This is a genomic window from Pseudomonas sp. FG1, assembly GCF_034313875.1.
In the GTDB taxonomy this organism is placed as follows: Bacteria; Pseudomonadota; Gammaproteobacteria; order Pseudomonadales; family Pseudomonadaceae; genus Aquipseudomonas; species Aquipseudomonas veronii.
Window position 1 is genome coordinate 282,321 of the sequence record NZ_JAVIWP010000001.1, and the last position, 18,560, is coordinate 300,880.

The following is an 18,560-nucleotide window of genomic DNA, read 5'->3' on the forward strand; positions in this document are numbered from 1 at the left end:
TGGTTACGCTACTAATTAGCTGACGCTATGTCCAGTGGCTGCTTTTGGCCGACTCCTGCCCGCTGTGACCGGCAAAGAGCTGCAGGGAGCGGTCGGCCGACAGCATCAATACGTGGTCTGTCCCCGATAGTTTCAGCGGCACGAGGGGGCAATCCGTCCGAGCGGATCATAGACGCTGGGCTCTGAATCAAAGAATTTCGGTGATGCCCGGCTTACGCCGGGCTTATGAAGCAATCACGCTTCGGCGGGTTTAGCACGATATTTATTGACGTTATCTACTAGTAGTTGAATAGATGCAACATCCGTCTTAATTTCTTCCAATCCCGCTACTGGCATGTCTTTATTCATAGCCTGAAGATGCGCCTCTGTCATCCTATGGCCCTTTTTCCACAAAATTACAATATCATCAGCGTCTTGCTTTCGAAGTCCCGTAATCTTATGCAAATTCCCGACACCAACCATGTCACTAAACCTAGTAATAACTCCATTTAATACGACATCCTCTACGACCTTCTCTACCGTCGCACGTATGTCGCTATAAAGAATTCGCACATCTCGCACTAATTCTTCGCCTGGATAAACGGGCCATGGCTCCATTTTTTTTACTCGAGCTTCAAGCTGGCGAATCCGTTCTTTATATCCAGTTTTATCCCACGGCAACCCCTGCTTGACTACTCCAGCAGCATCTCCCACCCATTCTAGATGGTGAACAAGGTGAGGAATCTCTTTCGCCTCCCCTAACGAGTCGATTAATTCACTCAGAAAGGATATATCATGCGTCAAAACAATCACCTGCCTAAAAGCAGCTTCCTCAACTAATCGTCGAGCAACTTGACGTCGCCTCACGTGATCAAGAGACGATACGGGATCATCAAATATAATCCCACCTCGGTGATCCGAAAGTTTAAGTTCCGCTAAAAATGCTCCAAGCGAAACCGCTCGCTGCTCACCTTCACTCAGAACTTGCTCTATTTTTTTTGCAGCAGGCAGATCGAGCAACAGCGTGAATTTTACGGTGCCGCGATCAACTCTTTCCTTGAGTTTGGTTTTTATATGGCCAATACCCAGCTTGATAAACTCCTCATCGAGAGCTTTTCTCAAGGAGTCGGTTATTATTTTCCCCGCTATATCTTTAGATTTCGCTGAAATAGCTCTAGGATTCAATTGTCCCTTACACCCATCAAGCTTGGTACGATAGACAATACGACCATGAAGGGCCAGTACAGCCTCAACTATCAGAGCAAGAGCTGCACGAGACTTCAGCTCGGCTAACTCATTTGATAGCTTTTTGAGCTTTTCGGGATTCGACGCCTTTTTATAGAATCTGGCTTTCCAAAGTTTAATGGCTGCAACTTTACGAAGTTCGCTAACAGGACTAGCATCTAGGTCTGGGACGTCGTCAAAATTTACAGAGCGGGCTGCTTTCAACATCCATGCTTTGTAGCCATTAATTTGATCTTGATAGTTCTTAAGTCGATCGACCAACCCTTCTGCCTCTCCCCCTAGCTCTACTGCCAGGGCTTGGCTAAAGCCGAAATCCAAATTTGAGCGATCTATCTGATCCAGAACATCATCAAGCGCTGTTTTTTTCTCCGAAGCAAGCTTAGTTGCATTTTCTTTTATAAAATCATTGAACCGGCGCATTCTTCCTGCGGCTGGTTCTACCGATTGTTGACAGAGCACACAGACAGCATCTTCCTCACAATTAGGGAAGTCATGACCTAGATACGCAACACTTGTAGAGTACTTCTGCGCAGCAAGAAACAATTCTTTCCAAATAGCTTCACCAGAGCCTGGCAAGAGATCATCTTCGACCCTAAGCGCTCGTGCAGCAGCATCCACGCCCTCTGTAGCATCGCACGATTCTTTAACCAAACGCTTAAGCTTATCTAAGGCCTTCCCCGTCGTGTACTTCTCTTTCTTCAGAATTGTTTCTGCAAGATTTTTGATGTGAGCGGCAGAAGTCTTCAAATTTTGGTATTTCAATATAGGATCGGGCTCTGCTATCGCTAACTCCAGATTACTGAGCCTGTCTCGCTCTTCCTGCGAAAGCGTACCCAGACGGACAATATTCTCCCTACTTGTCTTTTCTCCAAAGTTTTCGAGCAACCTGCCGACGGTAGTTTCTTTGTTAAACCCAGCAAGAATGTCGAGCGAGACGTCAATTCCCTTCAACTCGTCATTCATTAAGGCTAAGACCTCTGGCACAACCTTACCTGCCAAAGCCTCAACCACGTCTAATCCCCTTGGAAGGTACGCTGCATCGCCCTCTATTAGGTAAGCGCTCGCGCAAGAGGTATCGAATACACTCACATAAGAAAGCTGTGGAGGGGGCACCGACCCACTTGTCCAATGAAACGTCTGAGCTACCCCGTTCACCGACGCGGTGAACGTCGCCTTGGGTTTACCGGCGCCCACCGCCGCTTTGGTGACATCACCGAGTATCTCACCGCCCCTGTCTCGAGCACGGCAGGCATGTTTCAATACTCGCGCATAACCAGACTTCCCGGCGCCATTACCGCCATAAATCACGGTCACGCCCTTCTCCTCAAAGGAAAGGACTTGGCCTGGCATAATTCTATTGACGTTTTCCAAATCACTCATCGACTTGAGCGTGACGCTTAATGCCGCCTCACCGCCAGCGGGTATGTGATCGGCACTGAGCGGTTTTGCCTGAAGGCCGTCCACGACTTCAATGTCGTTTTCATGCTTCAGAAGCGCGTAAAAATCACGGAAATCCTGAGGACCCAATTGCTCATTGAGCAGCAGCCTTCTGGCTGCATCTCGAAGCCAAAGAGGTAGGTCTTTTTCCGACCAGAGCAGTACGTCATTCAATATCGACATGATTCCTCCATGAACAGCTTGATGCACTAGGCCAACGGCTGGCCAATCGACATTACCAACCGTTCCGAGGATGCAACCCCTGAAGAGAAATAGCTAGCCGAGCGCGTTCACCTTCTACCAGTTCCCAAAAGGGTTTATCAGTTAAGACTGAGTCGTCACGCATTTTATAGACACGCTCGAATGAGGGCTTCTGGCCGATTCTGTTGAAAAAGTCGATCATGGTTTCCACGGCAGAAAAGTACGCGTCCGAGATTGAAATCTTTACTTTTGGCAGAGGTTTCCAGAAGCAGATTTCACGCAGCAGCGTGCAAAAATGGCGTTCTCACTAGGCAATGGCCAGGCAGTTTTGGATAACCGACTTTTTCAACAGAATCGGTCGACTTCTGCCAGTCAAGGCCACCAGTGTGCTGGTCAAACCCGATGCAAACGACTGGGCAAGTGAAATGCAAATGGGTGGTCAGGTGGAATGCAATTACCCAGCATCGGATCAACTCATGTCCAGTTCGAGCAATTGACTGGCCATGTTCAGGAAGTTGGCAAGCGTCGGTGTCGTATCGTCGCGGCGGTAAACCAGGCCGGTTTCCAGATGTGGCGCATTTTCCTCCAAAGCGAGATAGCACACCCCCGAGCGAGCGAGATGGCGCAATGACGCCGGCACCAGCGCGATGCCCATGCCCGCCGATACCAAGCTAATGATCGTCTGCATCTGAATAGCGTGCTGGGCAATATGCAGGCTACCGCCGCACGCGGCGTAGTAGCCGGTGACCAGGTCATAGAACGCCGGTGCCGCACGCCTGGGAAAGACCACCAGCGGGCAAGATATCATCGCGTCCGAAGATAACCGGCCCTCCACATCGACCAGGCGCCCGTCCGCCATCCACGCTTGCGGCACAGCGGCAATCAGTGGCTCGACGACCAAAGACCGGTAGGCCAATTGATCGGGGATCGTGGCCCACGGGTTGGCAATGACAATGCCTGCGTGCCCCTTGCCCTCGAGCAGCGCAGCGATCTGAAGATCACTGGTAGCCTCCATCAACGAAAGTTCCACCGCCGGGTACAGGCTGCGGAACCGTTGGACCAGCACGGGAAGAATGCTGTAGTCAGCGGTACTGACAAACGACAGCTCCAACCCGCCGGCATCGCCGCGAAGGATGGCTTGCGCTGTATGACCCAGCGCATCGATAGCCCCCAGCGCGGCCCGCACCTGAGGTAGCCATTGCTCGGCGAACGGGGTCAGCGCCACGCTGCGCTTGGTCCGTACAAACAGCGAGGCGCCGACTTCGCGCTCCAGCGCCATGATCGACTGGCTCAACGGCGGCTGGGTCATGCACAGGCGTTGCGCTGCCAGGCTGAAATGCAACGTCTGGGCGACAGCGACAAAATGCCTGAGCTGGCGAACATCCATTCCTTATACCTCCAGAGACTTAATAAGCATTAAATAATATATTTCACAGCCATCCAACCGATCTTTAGCCTGAGTCCATACCGTCAGCCCAGGAGGACTCAATGCCCGCTTATCGTTCGAGAACCACTACCCATGGCCGCAACATGGCCGGTGCCCGCAGCCTGTGGCGCGCCACAGGCATGACCGATGACGACTTCGGCAAACCCATCATTGCCATCGCCAACAGCTTTACGCAGTTTGTTCCAGGCCACGTACACCTCAAGGACCTCGGCCAACTGGTTGCCGGCGAAGTGATGGCGGCCGGTGGCGTGGCGAAGGAGTTCAACACCATCGCCGTCGACGACGGTATCGCCATGGGCCATGACGGCATGCTTTATTCACTGCCCTCGCGGGAACTGATCGCCGATGCCGTTGAATACATGGTCAACGCGCATTGCGCCGATGCGCTGGTGTGCATCTCCAACTGCGACAAAATCACCCCCGGCATGTTGATGGCTGCCATGCGCCTAAACATTCCGACCGTGTTCGTTTCTGGCGGGGCGATGGAGGCTGGGAAAGCGGTAATCAAAGGCACGCGCCAGTCTCTGGACCTGATCGACGCGATGGTGATCGCCGCCGACGACGCCTATAGCGACGAGGAAGTCGCCGCGGTCGAACGCGCCGCCTGCCCCACCTGCGGCTCATGCTCCGGCATGTTCACCGCCAACTCAATGAACTGCCTGACAGAAGCGCTTGGCCTGGCATTGCCCGGCAATGGTACGGTGCTGGCGACTCATGTTGAGCGTGAGGGCTTGTTTCGCCAGAGCGGGCGGCTGATTGTCGAGTTAGCCAAACGTTGGTATGAACAGGACGACGCACGCGCGTTGCCGCGCAACATTGCCAACCGCGCGGCGTTTGCAAACGCCATGAGCCTGGACATCGCCATGGGCGGCTCGACCAACACGGTCCTTCACCTGTTGGCAGCTGCGCGCGAAGGCGGCGTGGCGTTCAACATGGCCGACATTGACCGGCTGTCTCGCCAAGTCCCGTGGCTGTGCAAAGTCGCGCCCGCCTGCAGCGATGTACACATCGAGAACGTGCATCGCGCCGGTGGCATCATGGCGATCCTTGGCGAGTTGGACCGCGCAGGCTTGATCGACACAAGCCTGCCGACAATCCACGCGCCCACCTTGAAAGATGCGCTGGATCGCTGGGACATCGCCCGAAGCCCAGACCAGCAAGTGCAGACATTTTTCCGCGCCGCACCGGGCAATGCCCTCACCCAGCGAGCCTTCAGTCAGTCAGCGCGCTGGGATGACCTGGACACAGACCGGTCAACGGGCGCGATCCGATGCGCTGAACAGGCTTTCAGCAAGGACGGCGGCCTCGCGGTGCTGTTTGGCAACCTGGCGCCGGAGGGCTGTATCGTCAAAACAGCCAGCGTCGCCCCCTCCATGTTGGTGTTCGAAGGCAAAGCCGTGGTTTTCGAAAGTCAGGAGGCGGCGGTGGCTGGCATCCTTGGCGACCGGGTGGTGCCTGGCGATGTGGTGGTCATCCGCTACGAAGGCCCCAAGGGCGGCCCTGGCATGCAGGAAATGCTCTACCCCACCAGCTATCTCAAATCCAAAGCGCTGGCCAAGTCCTGCGCGCTTTTGACCGACGGGCGATTTTCGGGCGGCAGCTCCGGCCTGTCCATCGGCCATGTCTCACCGGAAGCGGCGGAAGGTGGACTGATAGGCCTGGTGGAAACAGGGGACGTGATCAAGATCGATATTCCCAACCGTTCCGTTGAACTGAGGGTCGACGAGGCAACGTTGAACCAGCGTTACCACTCGATGGATGCCAAGGAAGGGCAAGCCTGGCAGCCCGCCGCACGGGCGCGAAAAGTGTCGGCGGCACTTCAGGCCTACGCGGCACTGACATCGAACGCGGCTCGTGGTGCGGTCAGGGATGTGACGCAGGTTCAGCATCGAGCTGGCGGCAGGCGAGCATCCCCCCCTGCCTCACCGCGAATCGCAACACTACCGCCAACCGCTTTTCTCGACAGGGACTGAAACAACCGACGGTTCGACTGGGGGACGAATAAGCGTACAGGTGTACGCTTTCTGGCGGGCGCCTATCGTTAGTCAGCGAGATGTCCGTATCCGGCTGCACGGGTGAAGTCGGCCAAATGCCAGATCTCACCGTTCGCCCCCCACGTTCCGTCGACAACCTCCTCGATCTGTATCGAGCTCAGCAACCGGCGCTGATCCCCCGCCGCCAGGTTCGATTGTAGGGTGCCATGCAGTTCACTCACGTAGCGCTGGCGCATCGGTGCATCAAGGACGCCGGCGGGCACCTTGACGATGACCATGCACGGGACAACCTGGGCATGAGGAGCAACGCCTCCGCACAGCCATTGATCGGCCTGCACTTCCTCAATCAACACCCAGCACAACATACGTTGCTGAGGGGCATCGCCCATGTGTTCATTAATCATCGCCACGTCGCTCACGCTTCGAAGCAACTGGTGGCGCTGTGGCAAGTTGAAAGCGCCGGTAGGCACCTTGATCAGGATGTTTGGCATGGCGAAACCTCGCGGTTAACTGGAAGCGCCATTGGGCCAGTTATCCCTTCCCTCGATAAGTGACCGATTCGTCTTCTTTCGGGCATAATCGGACAATGTACGATTTCACTGTCCTCGTCTTTCCAGGGGCGTTCGCCTCGAGCGTCGCAGCCACCCTGGACATCCTCGGCACCGCCGCAATACTTGCGCAGCGCCGCGGCCTTGCCGTGCCGCGCTGGCGCGTGTGTGGGCCGCAGCCAGGGTTGAGTACGCTGGGCCAAGGCATGCTGCTGCAGGTCGACGCGCTGACCACAGATGTCGAGGACAACTCCTGCTGGGTCATTCCGGGCCTCGGCATCAGCGACTTCGACGTGCTGCGGCAGCGGCTTGAGGAAGACGTGGTCCTTCAGACCCTGCCAGCGCTGAAGGCACATGTGAATCAAGGCAAGGAGATTGCCGCCTCATGCTCGGCGGTCTTTCTCCTGCATGCCGCCGGGTTGCTCACGGGGCGACGGGTGACGACTTCCTGGTGGCTCGCCCCTTGGCTGTCGAGCATGGCGCCTGACTGCATTGTCGACCCCAACGTCATGGTGCTCCGCGATCCGCCGCTGACGACCGCCGGTGCAGCCTTCGCACAAACCGACTTGATGCTGCACCTGCTGCGCAGACGTCTGTCGCCGGAACTCGCCGACGCGGTGGGCAAGGCCCTGCTGCTCGATGGCCGGCAATTGCAGTCCCCCTTCATCAACCCGGCAATCATGGCCCAGGGCAATACGCTGGTCGCCAACCTCACCGCCTACATCGAAGCACGCCTGCCCCATCCCCCCAGTGTGCCGAGCCTTGCGGCATACGTCGGCATGTCTGAGCGAACGCTGTCGCGGCACCTTCGAAAAGCAACCGGTCTTTCAACTCGCAATCTGATCCAACGCGTGCAATTGAACAGAGCCCGCGTGCTGCTGGAAACCAGCAGGCACTCCGTTGAATCTATCGCCGCGCAGGTGGGATACCAAGATGCCACGGCCCTGCGGCGACTCATGCGCCGCCTGTTGAACGCCTCGCCAAAACAACTGCGCCAGTAAGCTCTAACCGCTGGCAGCCCTTGAGTGCCGCACTCCTCCGCTGCACGGCGCCTCACTCAATCCGGTCAGCCATGCACCCGAACCGCTGACGCATGCCCGCGCTGGCCGCGGGTCCGGCCTGCACGCTGCACTGGTCCAGGGGCACAAGACGGCCATCGGCGATATCCGCCATCATCGGCAGCACCGGCCGCCCCGTCTCCCGCTCGACAATCTGCACGCTTTCCCCTTCTGGCGCGTAATGGCGATTGCCCCAGGCCACGAAGGCCATGAGCACCACGCGGAAATCTTCGCCCTTGGCCGTCGGCACGTACTGGTAGCGCAACGGGCGCTGACTGTAAGGCTGACGCTCGAGCAGGCCCGCCTCCACCAGCGAGTTCAAGCGTCTGGTGAGCATGTTCGGGGCGATATCCAGGCTGCGGGAAAACTCCTCGAAGCGTCGCAGGCCATGCAAGGCATCGCGCATGATCAAAATGCTCCACCACTCGCCAACCCGTTCCAGGCTACGGGCGATCGGGCATTCGGCATGAATGAGGGTCTTGCGCTGCATGACAGTTCCTTACGGGGTTCGAACATTTGATGGCTCGGCATGTTACTTTCATAATGATAGTGACGTCCATATGTCGTTACCCCTCCCATAAGCACAAAGAACTGGATCATCATGAACAAACGCATCGTCGTTACAGGCATGGGCGCGCTGACCCCACTTGGCTGCGGAGTCGAGCAAATATGGCAACGCCTGCTGGCAGGGCAGTCGGGGATCCGCCGGTTGCCACCGGAGCTGATCGGCGATCTGTCGATCAGCATCGGTGGCCAGGTTCCCGACCGCATCCAAGACCCGGAGGCCGGCTTCGATCCGGATCTACTGCTGGCCCCCAAAGAACAGCGCAAGATGGACCGCTTCATTCTGTTCGCCCTGGCAGCGGCCCATGAAGCGTTGACACAGGCCGGCTGGGCGCCGCAAACCCCTGAGGCGCAGGAGCGCACCGCCACCATCATCGCTTCGGGCGTGGGCGGGTTTCCGGCGATTGCCGAAGCCGTGCGGACGACTGACAGCAAGGGGCCACGGCGCCTGTCACCCTTCACCATCCCGTCATTTCTCAGCAATATGGCCGCCGGTCATGTCTCCATCCGCCATGGTCTCAAGGGGCCACTGGGGGCTCCGGTGACCGCATGTGCGGCGGGCGTCCAGGCCATCGGCGACGCTGCACGGATGATTCGCGCGGGGGAAATCGACGTAGCGCTCTGCGGCGGGACGGAGGCGGCCATTCACCGGGTCAGCCTGGCTGGCTTCGCTGCCGCACGCGCCCTCTCGAGCGATTACAACGACACCCCGGAGCGCGCCTCGCGCCCCTTCGATCAGGCCCGCGATGGTTTCGTCATGGGTGAAGGCGCCGGCCTGCTGGTCATCGAAGAGTTGCAACATGCCTTGGCACGCGGCGCCACACCCATCGCCGAGCTGGTGGGCTATGGCACCAGCGCCGACGCGTACCACATGACCGCCGGGCCCGAAGATGGCGACGGCGCCCGCCGCGCCATGCAACAGGCATTGCGCCAAGCCGGCGTGGACGCATCCCAGGTTCAGCACCTGAATGCCCACGCCACCTCGACCCCGGTGGGCGACAAAGGCGAACTCGCAGCAATCAAAGCCCTGTTCGGCACAGACAGCGGCCTTGCGATCAGTTCGACCAAGTCCGCCACTGGCCACCTGCTGGGCGCTGCGGGGGGGATCGAGGCGATCTTCACCGTACTTGCGCTGCGCGATCAGGTAGTTCCGGCAACACTCAATCTGCAAACTCCGGATGCCGCTGCCGAAGGCCTGAACCTGATTCGCGGCCAGGCCCAGCACCTGCCCATGGAATATGCGCTGTCCAATGGCTTCGGTTTCGGCGGGGTCAACGCCAGCGTGCTGTTCCGACGCTGGATCTAAAACCGGATATTGCGTCCGGCTTCAGTGTGGTTGAGGTCTCGGCACCGAGAGGTCGAGACCTCAACATCGGGTGCCGCCAAGCTCCCCGCTGAGCGCTGGATGGCTATGCCGCAATGGTGAACGAAGCTCAGCTCGTGCGAAACTTCACCGACTCACGAATCACGAACGGTGTTGAAATGGTGCGTTTGCTTGCTGTCTCGGGAAGTCTGCGTCTGGCCTCTTCCAACTCAATTTTGCTACGCGCAGTTGAGCATCTATGCCCCGAAGGGGTACAGGTCGCACATTACGAAGGCATCGCTGAATTGCCTCACTTCAACCCGGACCTGCTCGAGGATCCCCCCGAGTCAGTCTTGGCGTTGCGCGCAATTATCGGGCAGGCGGATGGGCTGTTGGTTTCGTGCCCCGAGTATGCTCGAGGTATTCCCGGCGCATTCAAGAACATGCTCGATTGGCTGGTGAGCAGTGAAGAGTTTCCGGGCAAGCCTGTCGCGCTGTTCAACGCATCGCCCAGAGCCAGCCACGCGCAAGCGGCATTGCGGCTGGTCCTGGAAACGATGTCGGCGAGCATCATCGAGCAAGCGTCAATCACGGTTAACCTCCTGTCCAGCCAGTCGAGCGCCGAGGGCATTGCCGCCGACCCGGTGATGGGCCCGTTGATCCGTACTGCGCTCGACGCGTTTAAACGGCGTCTCGAAACTCAGGAGCCTTGAGGCTCCAACATCGCTTGTCGAGTGGTTGCCCGCACGCGTTGATTGCCAACGCTGGCCGCCAGTGCATTCACTGGCTGGCTCTGGCGTGAACCCACGCGTTTATCGTTTCAAGGGCGCCTGGGGCGTAGGCAAGACGACATTCCATGAGGAACCTCATCGTGGTGAACCAGGACCACTCACTGGTGAGTTGCGTGTTGTAAGCCGCCGCCTTGAGCAGCCCATGGGTTGCATCCGGTATGACTTCAATCCGGTTGGCGGGATGGTTGCCGCCGAGCGCCTTTCGGTAGAGGGCTGCGCTGGCTTCGGGATCGACATTCAGATCGTCCGCGCCCCACAGCGCAAGCAGTGGAATGTCGAGTTTTTCCAAGGCACCGGTTGCGTCTTCGTGAAGATTGCGCCGCACAAACGCCCATCGCTCTGCACTCATGCCGTCCAGAAGGGCAACCGGCGGCACCTGTGCAGCGGCAAACAAACGCTCATCGGCGGCGGCGATCCGAGCCATCGTTGCGTCGATGTCGGGCTCGGACATCCCCGTGCGTTGCAACCGTGTCCGCGTGTAATAGTCACCTTGCCGTTGCCAGGATACCGCGCCGCCGACAAGCACCAGAAAGTCCGCATCCCCCGACGCCAGGCGGGGCAGTACCCAGCCGGCTTGTGAAAACCCAAGCGCACCGACAGGGATTGCTGGCAACTTACTGCGCAGGGCAGACAACGCGCTGCGCACGTCCACGTAGCGGTCCGTCATCGACTGGCTGAGCCAATTCCCCGGCGAATCCCCAACGCCCGGTTTATCCCACGAAACAACCGCAATGCCAGCATCGAGAAGCGCGTTGATGAGTGGATCGTAACCCTGCTGCGACGTGCGATCCTGGGGACCATCCCCGTGAACCAGAACCACTGCCGCTGTTGCCGCACGGTCAGGCAGCCAGAGCGTGCCGGCCAGGCGCAGCCCATTTGCGTCGAAAGCAAACGGTTCGCTGGCTCTGCGATCCAGACCATAAGTGTCTAGCCGCGCGAGAACAAGCAACGCGATAGCCACGATGAGACAAACGACGGCAATCAACTTTACGCGGTAACGTTTCATCCAGATTTCTTTATGCATAGTCACTCCTTTTTTTCCTTTAAAGAGTCCCGGCTGACAGGCCCGAATCTCAGTGCCAATCCCTGACGCAGTGCATGCATTTCGCAACGCCCCGTAGCGCTCTAGCGGCGCTGCTGGCTTCTCGGACGATTAACTGAACTGGCTCGCAAGCATTTCCCTGACGGCCCCGACCAAGGGCGATTCGCCAGGACGAGGGGGCAACAGGCTGAACTCAACATCCGGCAATCCCGGTAAATGGTGCGCCGACTGGCAGACCTGCGCGCCCATCGGTACTGCGGACGCATTCAGACACGCGACGCCCAAACCTGCCAATAACGCTGATTGCAGCCCCGCGACGCCGGACGCCGAATGCGCAACCACATAAGGCACCTCGTGAGCCTCCAAGGTCTCTCTGGCGAGGCGCTGCAGGCTGCACCCCTGCGGCAGTACCAAAAGTGGCAACGGGGTGTTTTCCTCCCGCTCAGCCTCGAACCCCGCGACCGACACCCAACGCAACGCCTCCCGTCGCACCGGCAAGCCCTCGGGCAGGCTGCGCCCGTCGAGAATTCGCATGGAAAGGCCGATATCGAAGTCGCCTGAATCTGCCCCGCTCTCGATTTGCATGCTCTTGCGTACCGACACATGCAGGCGAAGGTGCGGATAGCGCACTCGCAGTTTCTTCAACAGGTCGGCGATCGAGCTGGGCAGAAAGTAGTCGGTGATGGCCAGCCGCAACTCGCCGACAAAGGTCACGCCACGCACGCTTTCAAGGGCACGCTCACTCAAGGCGAGCATGTCGCGTGTGTGGACCAATAAGCGTTCGCCAGCCGGTGTCGGCCTGACGCCTTTTTTACCCCGCTCCAGCAACGTAACCCCGGTGAAGGCCTCGAGCTTGCGCAATTGCTCGCTTAACGCCGACTGCGACCGACACAACTTAGGCGCCGCCTGCGCGAGGCTGCCTGACTCCATCGCAACCGCGAAGGCTCGCAAAAGTTCGAGATCAAAGGGGCGCATGCTCATCCTGCCGTTTTTCCGAAGGATACGATCATATCTTCCGGCTTTTCAGCACTCAAGCCACTCCCTACTCTGAGCCAGACATTTACTTCCGACGAGGACTCCAACATGCCCGGCATCACACTCAAAATCTCTGGCCAACCTGACCTTGCGCGAGTCCAGGGGATCGTTTCCCAGCTCACCGCGCTAACCTGCGATGTGCTGGAGAAACGCCCGGAGCAGACGCTGGTGATGGTGCATTTCGTGCCTCATGAGCAATGGTTCATCAACAGTTGCTCGCTGGCCGAACTGGGTTACAACTCGTTCCGGCTGGAGGTCACCATCACCGATGAGACAAACACCAAAGCGCAGAAGGCGCGCTTTCAGCGTGAGGCGTTCGCGCTATTGGCCGAGGAAATCGGCAACCTGCATCCACACTCCAACATCCACCTCATCGATTGCCGGGCCAGTGCGTATGGATATGGCGGCGTGAGCCAGGAATATAAACATCACCATCCCTGAGCCCCAAACCCGCGACACCGGGAATGACGCGTGACCGAAGACGAGTCTTCCGATCGGTTGAGGCCGTTGAGCATCACGCGGTCTTTCCTCGCACTTCTAGGCAGCCCCGAACGCTCCCGGCGCCTGCCGAACTGACACGACTCAACCTCGTACAGTTCGGCAATCGCTCGTGGATCAGTGCTCAGCAATGGAGGGCGCGTTCATAGGCGGCCAACACGGCCTCATGCATGGCTTCGGACATCGTCGGGTGCGGCAGGATGCTTTCGATCAGTTCGGCCTCGGTGGTCTCCAGGCCTCGCGCGATGGTGTAGCCCTGGATCATTTCGGTGACCTCCTCGCCGACCATATGCGCGCCGAGCAACTCGCCGCTATCTGCGTCGAACACCACTTTGACGAAGCCCTCCGTGGCGCCCATGGCAATCGCCTTGCCGTTGGCGGCGAAGGGGAACTTGCCGACCTTGAGGGTCTTGCCGGCACTGCGCGCCTGGGCTTCGGTGTAGCCGACACTGGCGACTTGCGGGTGGCTGTAGGTACAGGCCGGCACGCTGCGGGGGTCCAGTGGGTGGGGGTTCTGACCGGCGATCTTCTCGACACAGATCACGGCTTCGTGGCTGGCCTTGTGCGCCAGCCACGGCGCCCCGGCCAGATCGCCAATGGCGTAGACACCCGGCTCGCCCGTGCGGCAGAACTCATCCACTAACACATGGGTGTGCTGCACCTTGACCCCTGTGCCCTCCAGCCCCAGCTCCTCGACATTGCCGACAATGCCCGCGGCCACCAGCACCACGTCAGCCTGCAGCGTCTCGTTGCTGTTGCCTTCGAGGCGCAACTGCACGGCGCCCTGCTCCACCTTGCTACCTTGCAGCGCACAGCCGGTGTACAGGCGGATACCGTCGCGAACCAGGGCCTGCGCCACATGGGCGCTGACCTCGTGGTCTTCTACCGGGAGGATCCGCTCCGCCATTTCCACCACGCTGACCTGGGCGCCCAGCGCGTGATAGAAACTGGCGAACTCGATCCCGATCGCACCGCCGCCGATGATCACCAGCCGCTTGGGTACGCTGTCCGGCACCAACGCCTGGCGGTAGCTCCAGAAATGCTTGCCATCCGGCTCCATGCCCGGCAGCACTCGGGCCCGGGCCCCGGTGGCGAGAATAATATGCGGCGCATTCAGGCTCAGCTCGCCTTGCTCCCCACTGACTTTCAGGCGCTGCGGCCCATCCAGCCGCGCATGCCCATTGAACACCTGGATGCGGTGCTTTTTCATCAACCCGCTGACCCCACGGTGCAACTGGGCGGCGACATCGCGGGAGCGCTTGACGATGGCCTTCAGGTCCGGCCTGGCCGGCCCGACCTCAATACCAAAACTGCCTGCGCTGCCGATCAGGCGCAACACGTCGGCACTGCGCAACAGGGCCTTCGTCGGAATGCAGCCCCAGTTCAGGCAGACCCCACCCAGTTGCGCCTTTTCCACCAACGCCGTGCGCAGCCCCAACTGGCTGGCGCGAATGGCCGCCACGTAACCGCCGGGGCCGCCACCGACGACGATCAGATCAAATTTCATTTCGCTCATGGGTACTCTCTCAAATCAGCATGCCCAGCGGGTTTTCCATCAGGCCCTTGAACACCGCCAACCATTGCGCAGCGAGTGCGCCATCCACGGCCCGATGATCCACCGACAACGTGCAACGCAGTACCGCACCGACCTTCAGTTCACCGTTTTCAACCACCGGTTTTTGCTGCGTCGCACCCACCGCCAGAATCGCGGCGTGGGGTGGATTGATGATCGCGCTGAACTGCTCGACGCCGAACATCCCCAGGTTGCTGATGGTGAAACTGCCGCCCTGGTATTCCTCGGGGCGCAGACGTCCGTCGCGGGCGCGCCCGGCCAACTCCGCCACCTGCGCGCTGATCTGCGAAAGGGCCTTGCTGTCGGCATTGCGCACCACGGGGGTGATCAGGCCGCTCTCGGTGGACACCGCCACGCAGACATCCGCCTGGTGGTAGCGGCGCAGCGCCGTCTCGGTCCAGGTCACATTCATCGCCGGTACTTGCTGGAGGGCGACAGCCGCCGCCTTGACGATGAAGTCGTTGATCGAAATCTTCCTCGCTGCGGTCCGGTTGACCTGCTCGCGCAGGGCCAGCAGAGGTTCCATCCGGCATTCCACATCAAGATAGAAATGCGGGACCGTGGCCTTGCTCTCCACCAGGCGGCGGGCAATGGTCTTGCGCATGCTGCTGTGGGGGATTTCATCAAAGTCGACGGTCGACACGGGCGTCGGTGCGGCCACCGCAGCGGCAACGGCGACCGCCTCGACGTCGCGTTTGACGATGCGCCCGTTCGGCCCGCTGCCCTTGAGGCTCGCCAGGTCAAGCCCCTTGGCCGCTGCCAGGCGGCGGGCCAGAGGGCTGGCGAAGATCCGCCCGCTGTGCGCGTCAATCGCAGGCGCCACCTCGGCCCGAGGCTGGAGCACCGGTGCGTCATCCACCACCGGCTCATTGGCCGCCGCCAGCGCACCGGCCTTGGCCAACAGCGCGGCAATATCGACATCGGTTTCGCCTCTGGCAAACAGCACCCCGATCGGCGCGCCCACTTCCACTTCGCGCCCCGGCTCGACCAGGATCTTGCCCAGCACCGCATCTTCCTCAGCGGCCAGTTCGACCAAGGCCTTTTCGGTCTCGATCTCGGCAATGCAATCACCGGCGCTGATGGTGTCGCCTTCCTTGAGGGTCCAGTTCTGGATCGCGGCGTGGGTGGCGTTGGCCGACACTTCCGGCATATGTAAGAGCTTGGCCATCAGGCGCTCCTGTCGCTGAACAGATCGGGACGGTAGGCGGCGATATCGGCGTACTCCACCAGTTCCAGCACGTTGCCCTCCGGGTCGCGGCAGAACAGCGCCTTCACATCGGGGCGCAGTTGGATCGGGGCAGCCTCGGCGCAGAAGCTCGCACCGGCATTTTTCAGGTCGTCCACCAGGCTGGCGATGTCTTCGACGATGAACGTCAGGTAACTCGCATTCTGCCGGTCGAGAATCAGCCCCGGTTCAGGCCGGACCGGCGCCCGCTCAGGCGCCAGCAACTTGATCCGTTCACCGTAAGGCGTCTGCAGACGCACCACGCTGTAGCCGCCTTCGCTCAGGCCCACCAACTGCGCGGCGGCGGCCGGCATTTGCACCTGTGCGACAAAGGTGAAACCCAGCACGTCCTGATAGAAACGGCTGAGGGCCGGGAGATCGACGCAGCAAATCCCCACTTCCATTGGAACCAGCATCTTCACGCTCATTGGTGTGCCCCTTTTTCACGGATGACCTGTTGCAGGCCTTCGATCACTTCCTCGGTGCGGGCACAGGCGGCGCGCTCCAGGACTTTGGAAATACTCGGTGAGCCTTCGCCACCGGTCACGCGCTGGATCGGCTGGTCGAGCCAGTCGAAGCAACGGCGCTGCAGTTCATCGGCCAGCCAACCGCCATAGGACGTCCCTCGGGCGCCCTGCTCGACGATCAGCACATTATTGGTCTTGCGAATACTCGCCTCGACCGTGGCCCAGTCGAAGCTGGCGCGGTCGAGGAAACGCAGGTCAATGACTTCGGCATCGATGCCGGTCTGCTCCACAGCTTCCAGGGAGTGTCCGACCATGCTCAGGTACGTGAGGATGGTCAGGTCACGGCCCTCTCGGCGCACGGCGGCGGTCCCGAATGGAATCTGATAGTCCAAGTCGTCCACCGGCACTTCGCCGCTGTGGCTGTAAAGGTCGACGTGCTCGATCACCAGTACCGGGTCCTTGCAGGCCAACGCGGTGTTCATCAGGCCGATGTAGTCGAACGGCGTGGACGCGGCAACGATGCGCCAGCCCGGGTTGGTGACGTAGATGCCGGCCGGGTCCATGGAATGCTGCGAGCCGTAGCCGGTGCCCATGGCGATCTTGGTGCGCAGCACCAGCGGCACGTCACTCTGCCCGCCGAACATGTGCCGCGCCTTGCCGATCTGGTTGAACACCTGGTCGGCGGCGACCCACATGAAGTCGGGGTACATGAACTCCACCACTGGTTTGAAACGCCCGTCCAGCGCCATGCCGCCACCCAGCCCGCAGAAGGCGTTCTCGCTGATCGGGGTACCGAGGATGCGCTGCGGAAAACGCTCTTTCAGGCCGCGCGTGGCGCCGTTGGTACCGCCCTTGAGACGGTGTACGTCCTCACCCATGACCACGATGCTGTCATCGGTTTCCATGCGTCGGTTCATCACGTCGGCGATGGCATCGATGAACTTGCGTTGCTGCAGGCCGCCGCGATAGGTCGCCAGTTCACAGGTCCGGGCCGTGGCCAGTTCACTGAGGTCGCCACGAATCCCGACATCGCGAAAGTCCGGCGAAGGCCACAACTGGGGACGGATCCGTCGCTTGCCCGGTTTGCCCGCCGGGTCGGCTTCAAGCAATTCAGCCGCCGCCTGGGCCATGGCCAGCTTGATGGTTCCACGCAGATCGGCCAGGCCGGCGTCGTCGATCAGGTCGCGCTTTTTCATTTCGCGGGCCAGGCGTTCCAGCGGATCACGGGCGCGCCAGCTCTGCTCTTCTTCCTTGCTGCGGTAACCGAATGCGCTGCCGGGGAACGGACCGTTCTGATGGAAGAACCGGTACACATCGGCCTCGATGACGGTCGGTCCGTTGCCGGCGCGCATGTGCGCCAGGGCTTGCTGCATGGCCAGGTAAACCGCCAGCGGGTCCATGCCGTCGACCTTCCAGCTCGGAATATTGAAACCCAGCCCGCGTGCCGACAGGCGCGGCTCGGCAGTGGCTTCCTCAACCGTGGTGGACACCGCGTACAGGTTGTTCTCGATGAAGAAACACAGCGGCAGTTTCCAGGCCGCCGCCAGGTTCATGGTCTCCAGCACCGAACCGATGTTCACCGCGCCGTCACCGAAATAGGTGACCGCCACGGTGTCGGTCCCGGCATGCCGGTGTGCCCAGGCGGCACCGGCCGCCAGCGGCACGCCACCGCCCACAATGGCGTTGGTCCCCAGGGCGCCGGCCTCGGCCCACTGCAGGTGCATCGAACCGCCCCGGCCTTTGCAGAACCCTTGGGCCAGGCCGAGAATTTCCGCCAGGGTACGTTGCAGCAGATCCTGGATGGGTGCAGTGACCGGCGCTTTCGGGTCGATACCCTCGGGCATCAGGTAGACCAGCGCCTTGGCCAGGAACTGGTGATGACCACGGTGCGAGCCGTTGACTTCATCCGCCGCGCCCAGCGCAACGATCGAACCTACCGCGCCCCCTTCCTGACCGATGCTCGAATGCGCCGGACCATGCACCAGGCCTTCTCCGGCCAGTTCCAGCACGGTCTCCTCGAAGGCGCGGATCAGGTGCAACTGGCTGAGCATCGTGCCCAGCAACGCAGGGTCGGCCTGCTTCCAGTCGGCATCGGTGGAACTGAGCTCGACCCACGGCGAGGCCGGCGACAAGGCAACACTTTTCGGCATTTC

The 18,560-nt window shown here is 60.1% G+C and carries 15 protein-coding genes; 5 read left to right on the forward strand and 10 right to left on the reverse strand.

Annotation, left to right across the window (positions count from 1 at the left end):
* Window positions 1–234: 234 nt before the first annotated feature.
* Together RGV59_RS01260 and RGV59_RS01265 are read right to left on the reverse strand one after the other, a co-directional pair.
* Window positions 235–2,844 carry an AAA family ATPase gene (locus tag RGV59_RS01260; protein WP_126587239.1) on the reverse strand — a complete coding sequence of 870 codons (2,610 nt, stop codon included), beginning with the start codon at window positions 2,842–2,844 and terminating at the stop codon, window positions 235–237.
* Window positions 2,845–3,331: 487 nt separating this feature from the next.
* The gene (locus tag RGV59_RS01265) at window positions 3,332–4,249 is read right to left on the reverse strand and encodes a LysR family transcriptional regulator (RefSeq protein WP_046382019.1); all 918 of its coding nucleotides are present in this window, start codon (window positions 4,247–4,249) and stop codon (window positions 3,332–3,334) included.
* Window positions 4,250–4,350: 101 nt separating this feature from the next.
* On the opposite strand from RGV59_RS01265, the gene ilvD reads away from it, so the two are divergent.
* Window positions 4,351–6,282, forward strand: a complete 1,932-nt coding sequence (gene ilvD, locus RGV59_RS01270; protein WP_126587240.1) for a dihydroxy-acid dehydratase — start codon at window positions 4,351–4,353, stop codon at window positions 6,280–6,282.
* Between the two features lie 68 nt (window positions 6,283–6,350).
* Here ilvD and RGV59_RS01275 read toward each other — a convergent pair whose 3' ends face one another.
* Window positions 6,351–6,794: a tautomerase family protein gene (locus tag RGV59_RS01275; RefSeq protein WP_108525475.1), complete on the reverse strand. Its 444-nt coding sequence runs from the start codon at window positions 6,792–6,794 to the stop codon at window positions 6,351–6,353.
* Window positions 6,795–6,889: 95 nt separating this feature from the next.
* Here RGV59_RS01275 and RGV59_RS01280 point away from each other — a divergent pair, with 95 nt between their 5' ends.
* Window positions 6,890–7,852 (forward strand): GlxA family transcriptional regulator, encoded by a 963-nt coding sequence (locus RGV59_RS01280; protein ID WP_079444738.1) that lies wholly within the window; start codon window positions 6,890–6,892, stop codon window positions 7,850–7,852.
* A 52-nt stretch (window positions 7,853–7,904) separates the two neighbouring features.
* On the opposite strand, the gene RGV59_RS01285 is transcribed toward RGV59_RS01280, so the two are convergent.
* On the reverse strand, window positions 7,905–8,399 hold the full coding sequence (locus RGV59_RS01285) for a winged helix-turn-helix transcriptional regulator (protein WP_057005095.1): 495 nt from the start codon (window positions 8,397–8,399) through the stop codon (window positions 7,905–7,907).
* Between the two features lie 111 nt (window positions 8,400–8,510).
* Between RGV59_RS01285 and fabF the strand changes: the two genes are divergently transcribed.
* Both fabF and RGV59_RS01295 read left to right on the forward strand, forming a co-directional pair.
* Window positions 8,511–9,779, forward strand: a complete 1,269-nt coding sequence (gene fabF, locus RGV59_RS01290) for a beta-ketoacyl-ACP synthase II (RefSeq protein ID WP_046382015.1) — start codon at window positions 8,511–8,513, stop codon at window positions 9,777–9,779.
* Between the two features lie 113 nt (window positions 9,780–9,892).
* The gene (locus RGV59_RS01295) at window positions 9,893–10,489 is read left to right on the forward strand and encodes an NADPH-dependent FMN reductase (RefSeq protein ID WP_126587241.1); all 597 of its coding nucleotides are present in this window, start codon (window positions 9,893–9,895) and stop codon (window positions 10,487–10,489) included.
* A gap of 67 nt (window positions 10,490–10,556) precedes the next feature.
* Here the strand turns inward: RGV59_RS01295 and RGV59_RS01300 are convergent, their stop codons facing one another.
* Together RGV59_RS01300 and RGV59_RS01305 are read right to left on the reverse strand one after the other, a co-directional pair.
* On the reverse strand, window positions 10,557–11,591 hold the full coding sequence (locus RGV59_RS01300; RefSeq protein ID WP_126587242.1) for an alpha/beta hydrolase family protein: 1,035 nt from the start codon (window positions 11,589–11,591) through the stop codon (window positions 10,557–10,559).
* Window positions 11,592–11,720: 129 nt separating this feature from the next.
* Window positions 11,721–12,584 carry a LysR family transcriptional regulator gene (locus tag RGV59_RS01305; protein WP_104904414.1) on the reverse strand — a complete coding sequence of 288 codons (864 nt, stop codon included), beginning with the start codon at window positions 12,582–12,584 and terminating at the stop codon, window positions 11,721–11,723.
* Between the two features lie 108 nt (window positions 12,585–12,692).
* Here RGV59_RS01305 and RGV59_RS01310 point away from each other — a divergent pair, with 108 nt between their 5' ends.
* On the forward strand, window positions 12,693–13,085 hold the full coding sequence (locus RGV59_RS01310; RefSeq protein WP_017847336.1) for a tautomerase family protein: 393 nt from the start codon (window positions 12,693–12,695) through the stop codon (window positions 13,083–13,085).
* A gap of 181 nt (window positions 13,086–13,266) precedes the next feature.
* On the opposite strand, the gene lpdA is transcribed toward RGV59_RS01310, so the two are convergent.
* From lpdA to RGV59_RS01330, 4 genes are read right to left on the reverse strand one after another with little or no spacing between them, the layout of a single operon-like run.
* Complete coding sequence (lpdA, locus tag RGV59_RS01315; RefSeq protein ID WP_126587243.1) at window positions 13,267–14,658, reverse strand: dihydrolipoyl dehydrogenase; 1,392 nt, start codon at window positions 14,656–14,658, stop codon at window positions 13,267–13,269.
* Between the two features lie 10 nt (window positions 14,659–14,668).
* On the reverse strand, window positions 14,669–15,883 hold the full coding sequence (locus tag RGV59_RS01320) for a pyruvate dehydrogenase complex dihydrolipoamide acetyltransferase (protein WP_079444743.1): 1,215 nt from the start codon (window positions 15,881–15,883) through the stop codon (window positions 14,669–14,671).
* A complete protein-coding gene (locus RGV59_RS01325) occupies window positions 15,883–16,368 on the reverse strand; it encodes a VOC family protein (protein WP_046382011.1) in 486 nt (161 codons plus the stop codon). Before RGV59_RS01325 ends, RGV59_RS01320 begins: the two co-directional genes overlap by 1 nt.
* Window positions 16,365–18,557 carry an alpha-ketoacid dehydrogenase subunit alpha/beta gene (locus tag RGV59_RS01330; protein WP_126587244.1) on the reverse strand — a complete coding sequence of 731 codons (2,193 nt, stop codon included), beginning with the start codon at window positions 18,555–18,557 and terminating at the stop codon, window positions 16,365–16,367. The genes RGV59_RS01325 and RGV59_RS01330 overlap by 4 nt, the downstream gene beginning before the upstream one ends.
* Between the last annotated feature and the right edge of the window lie 3 nt (window positions 18,558–18,560).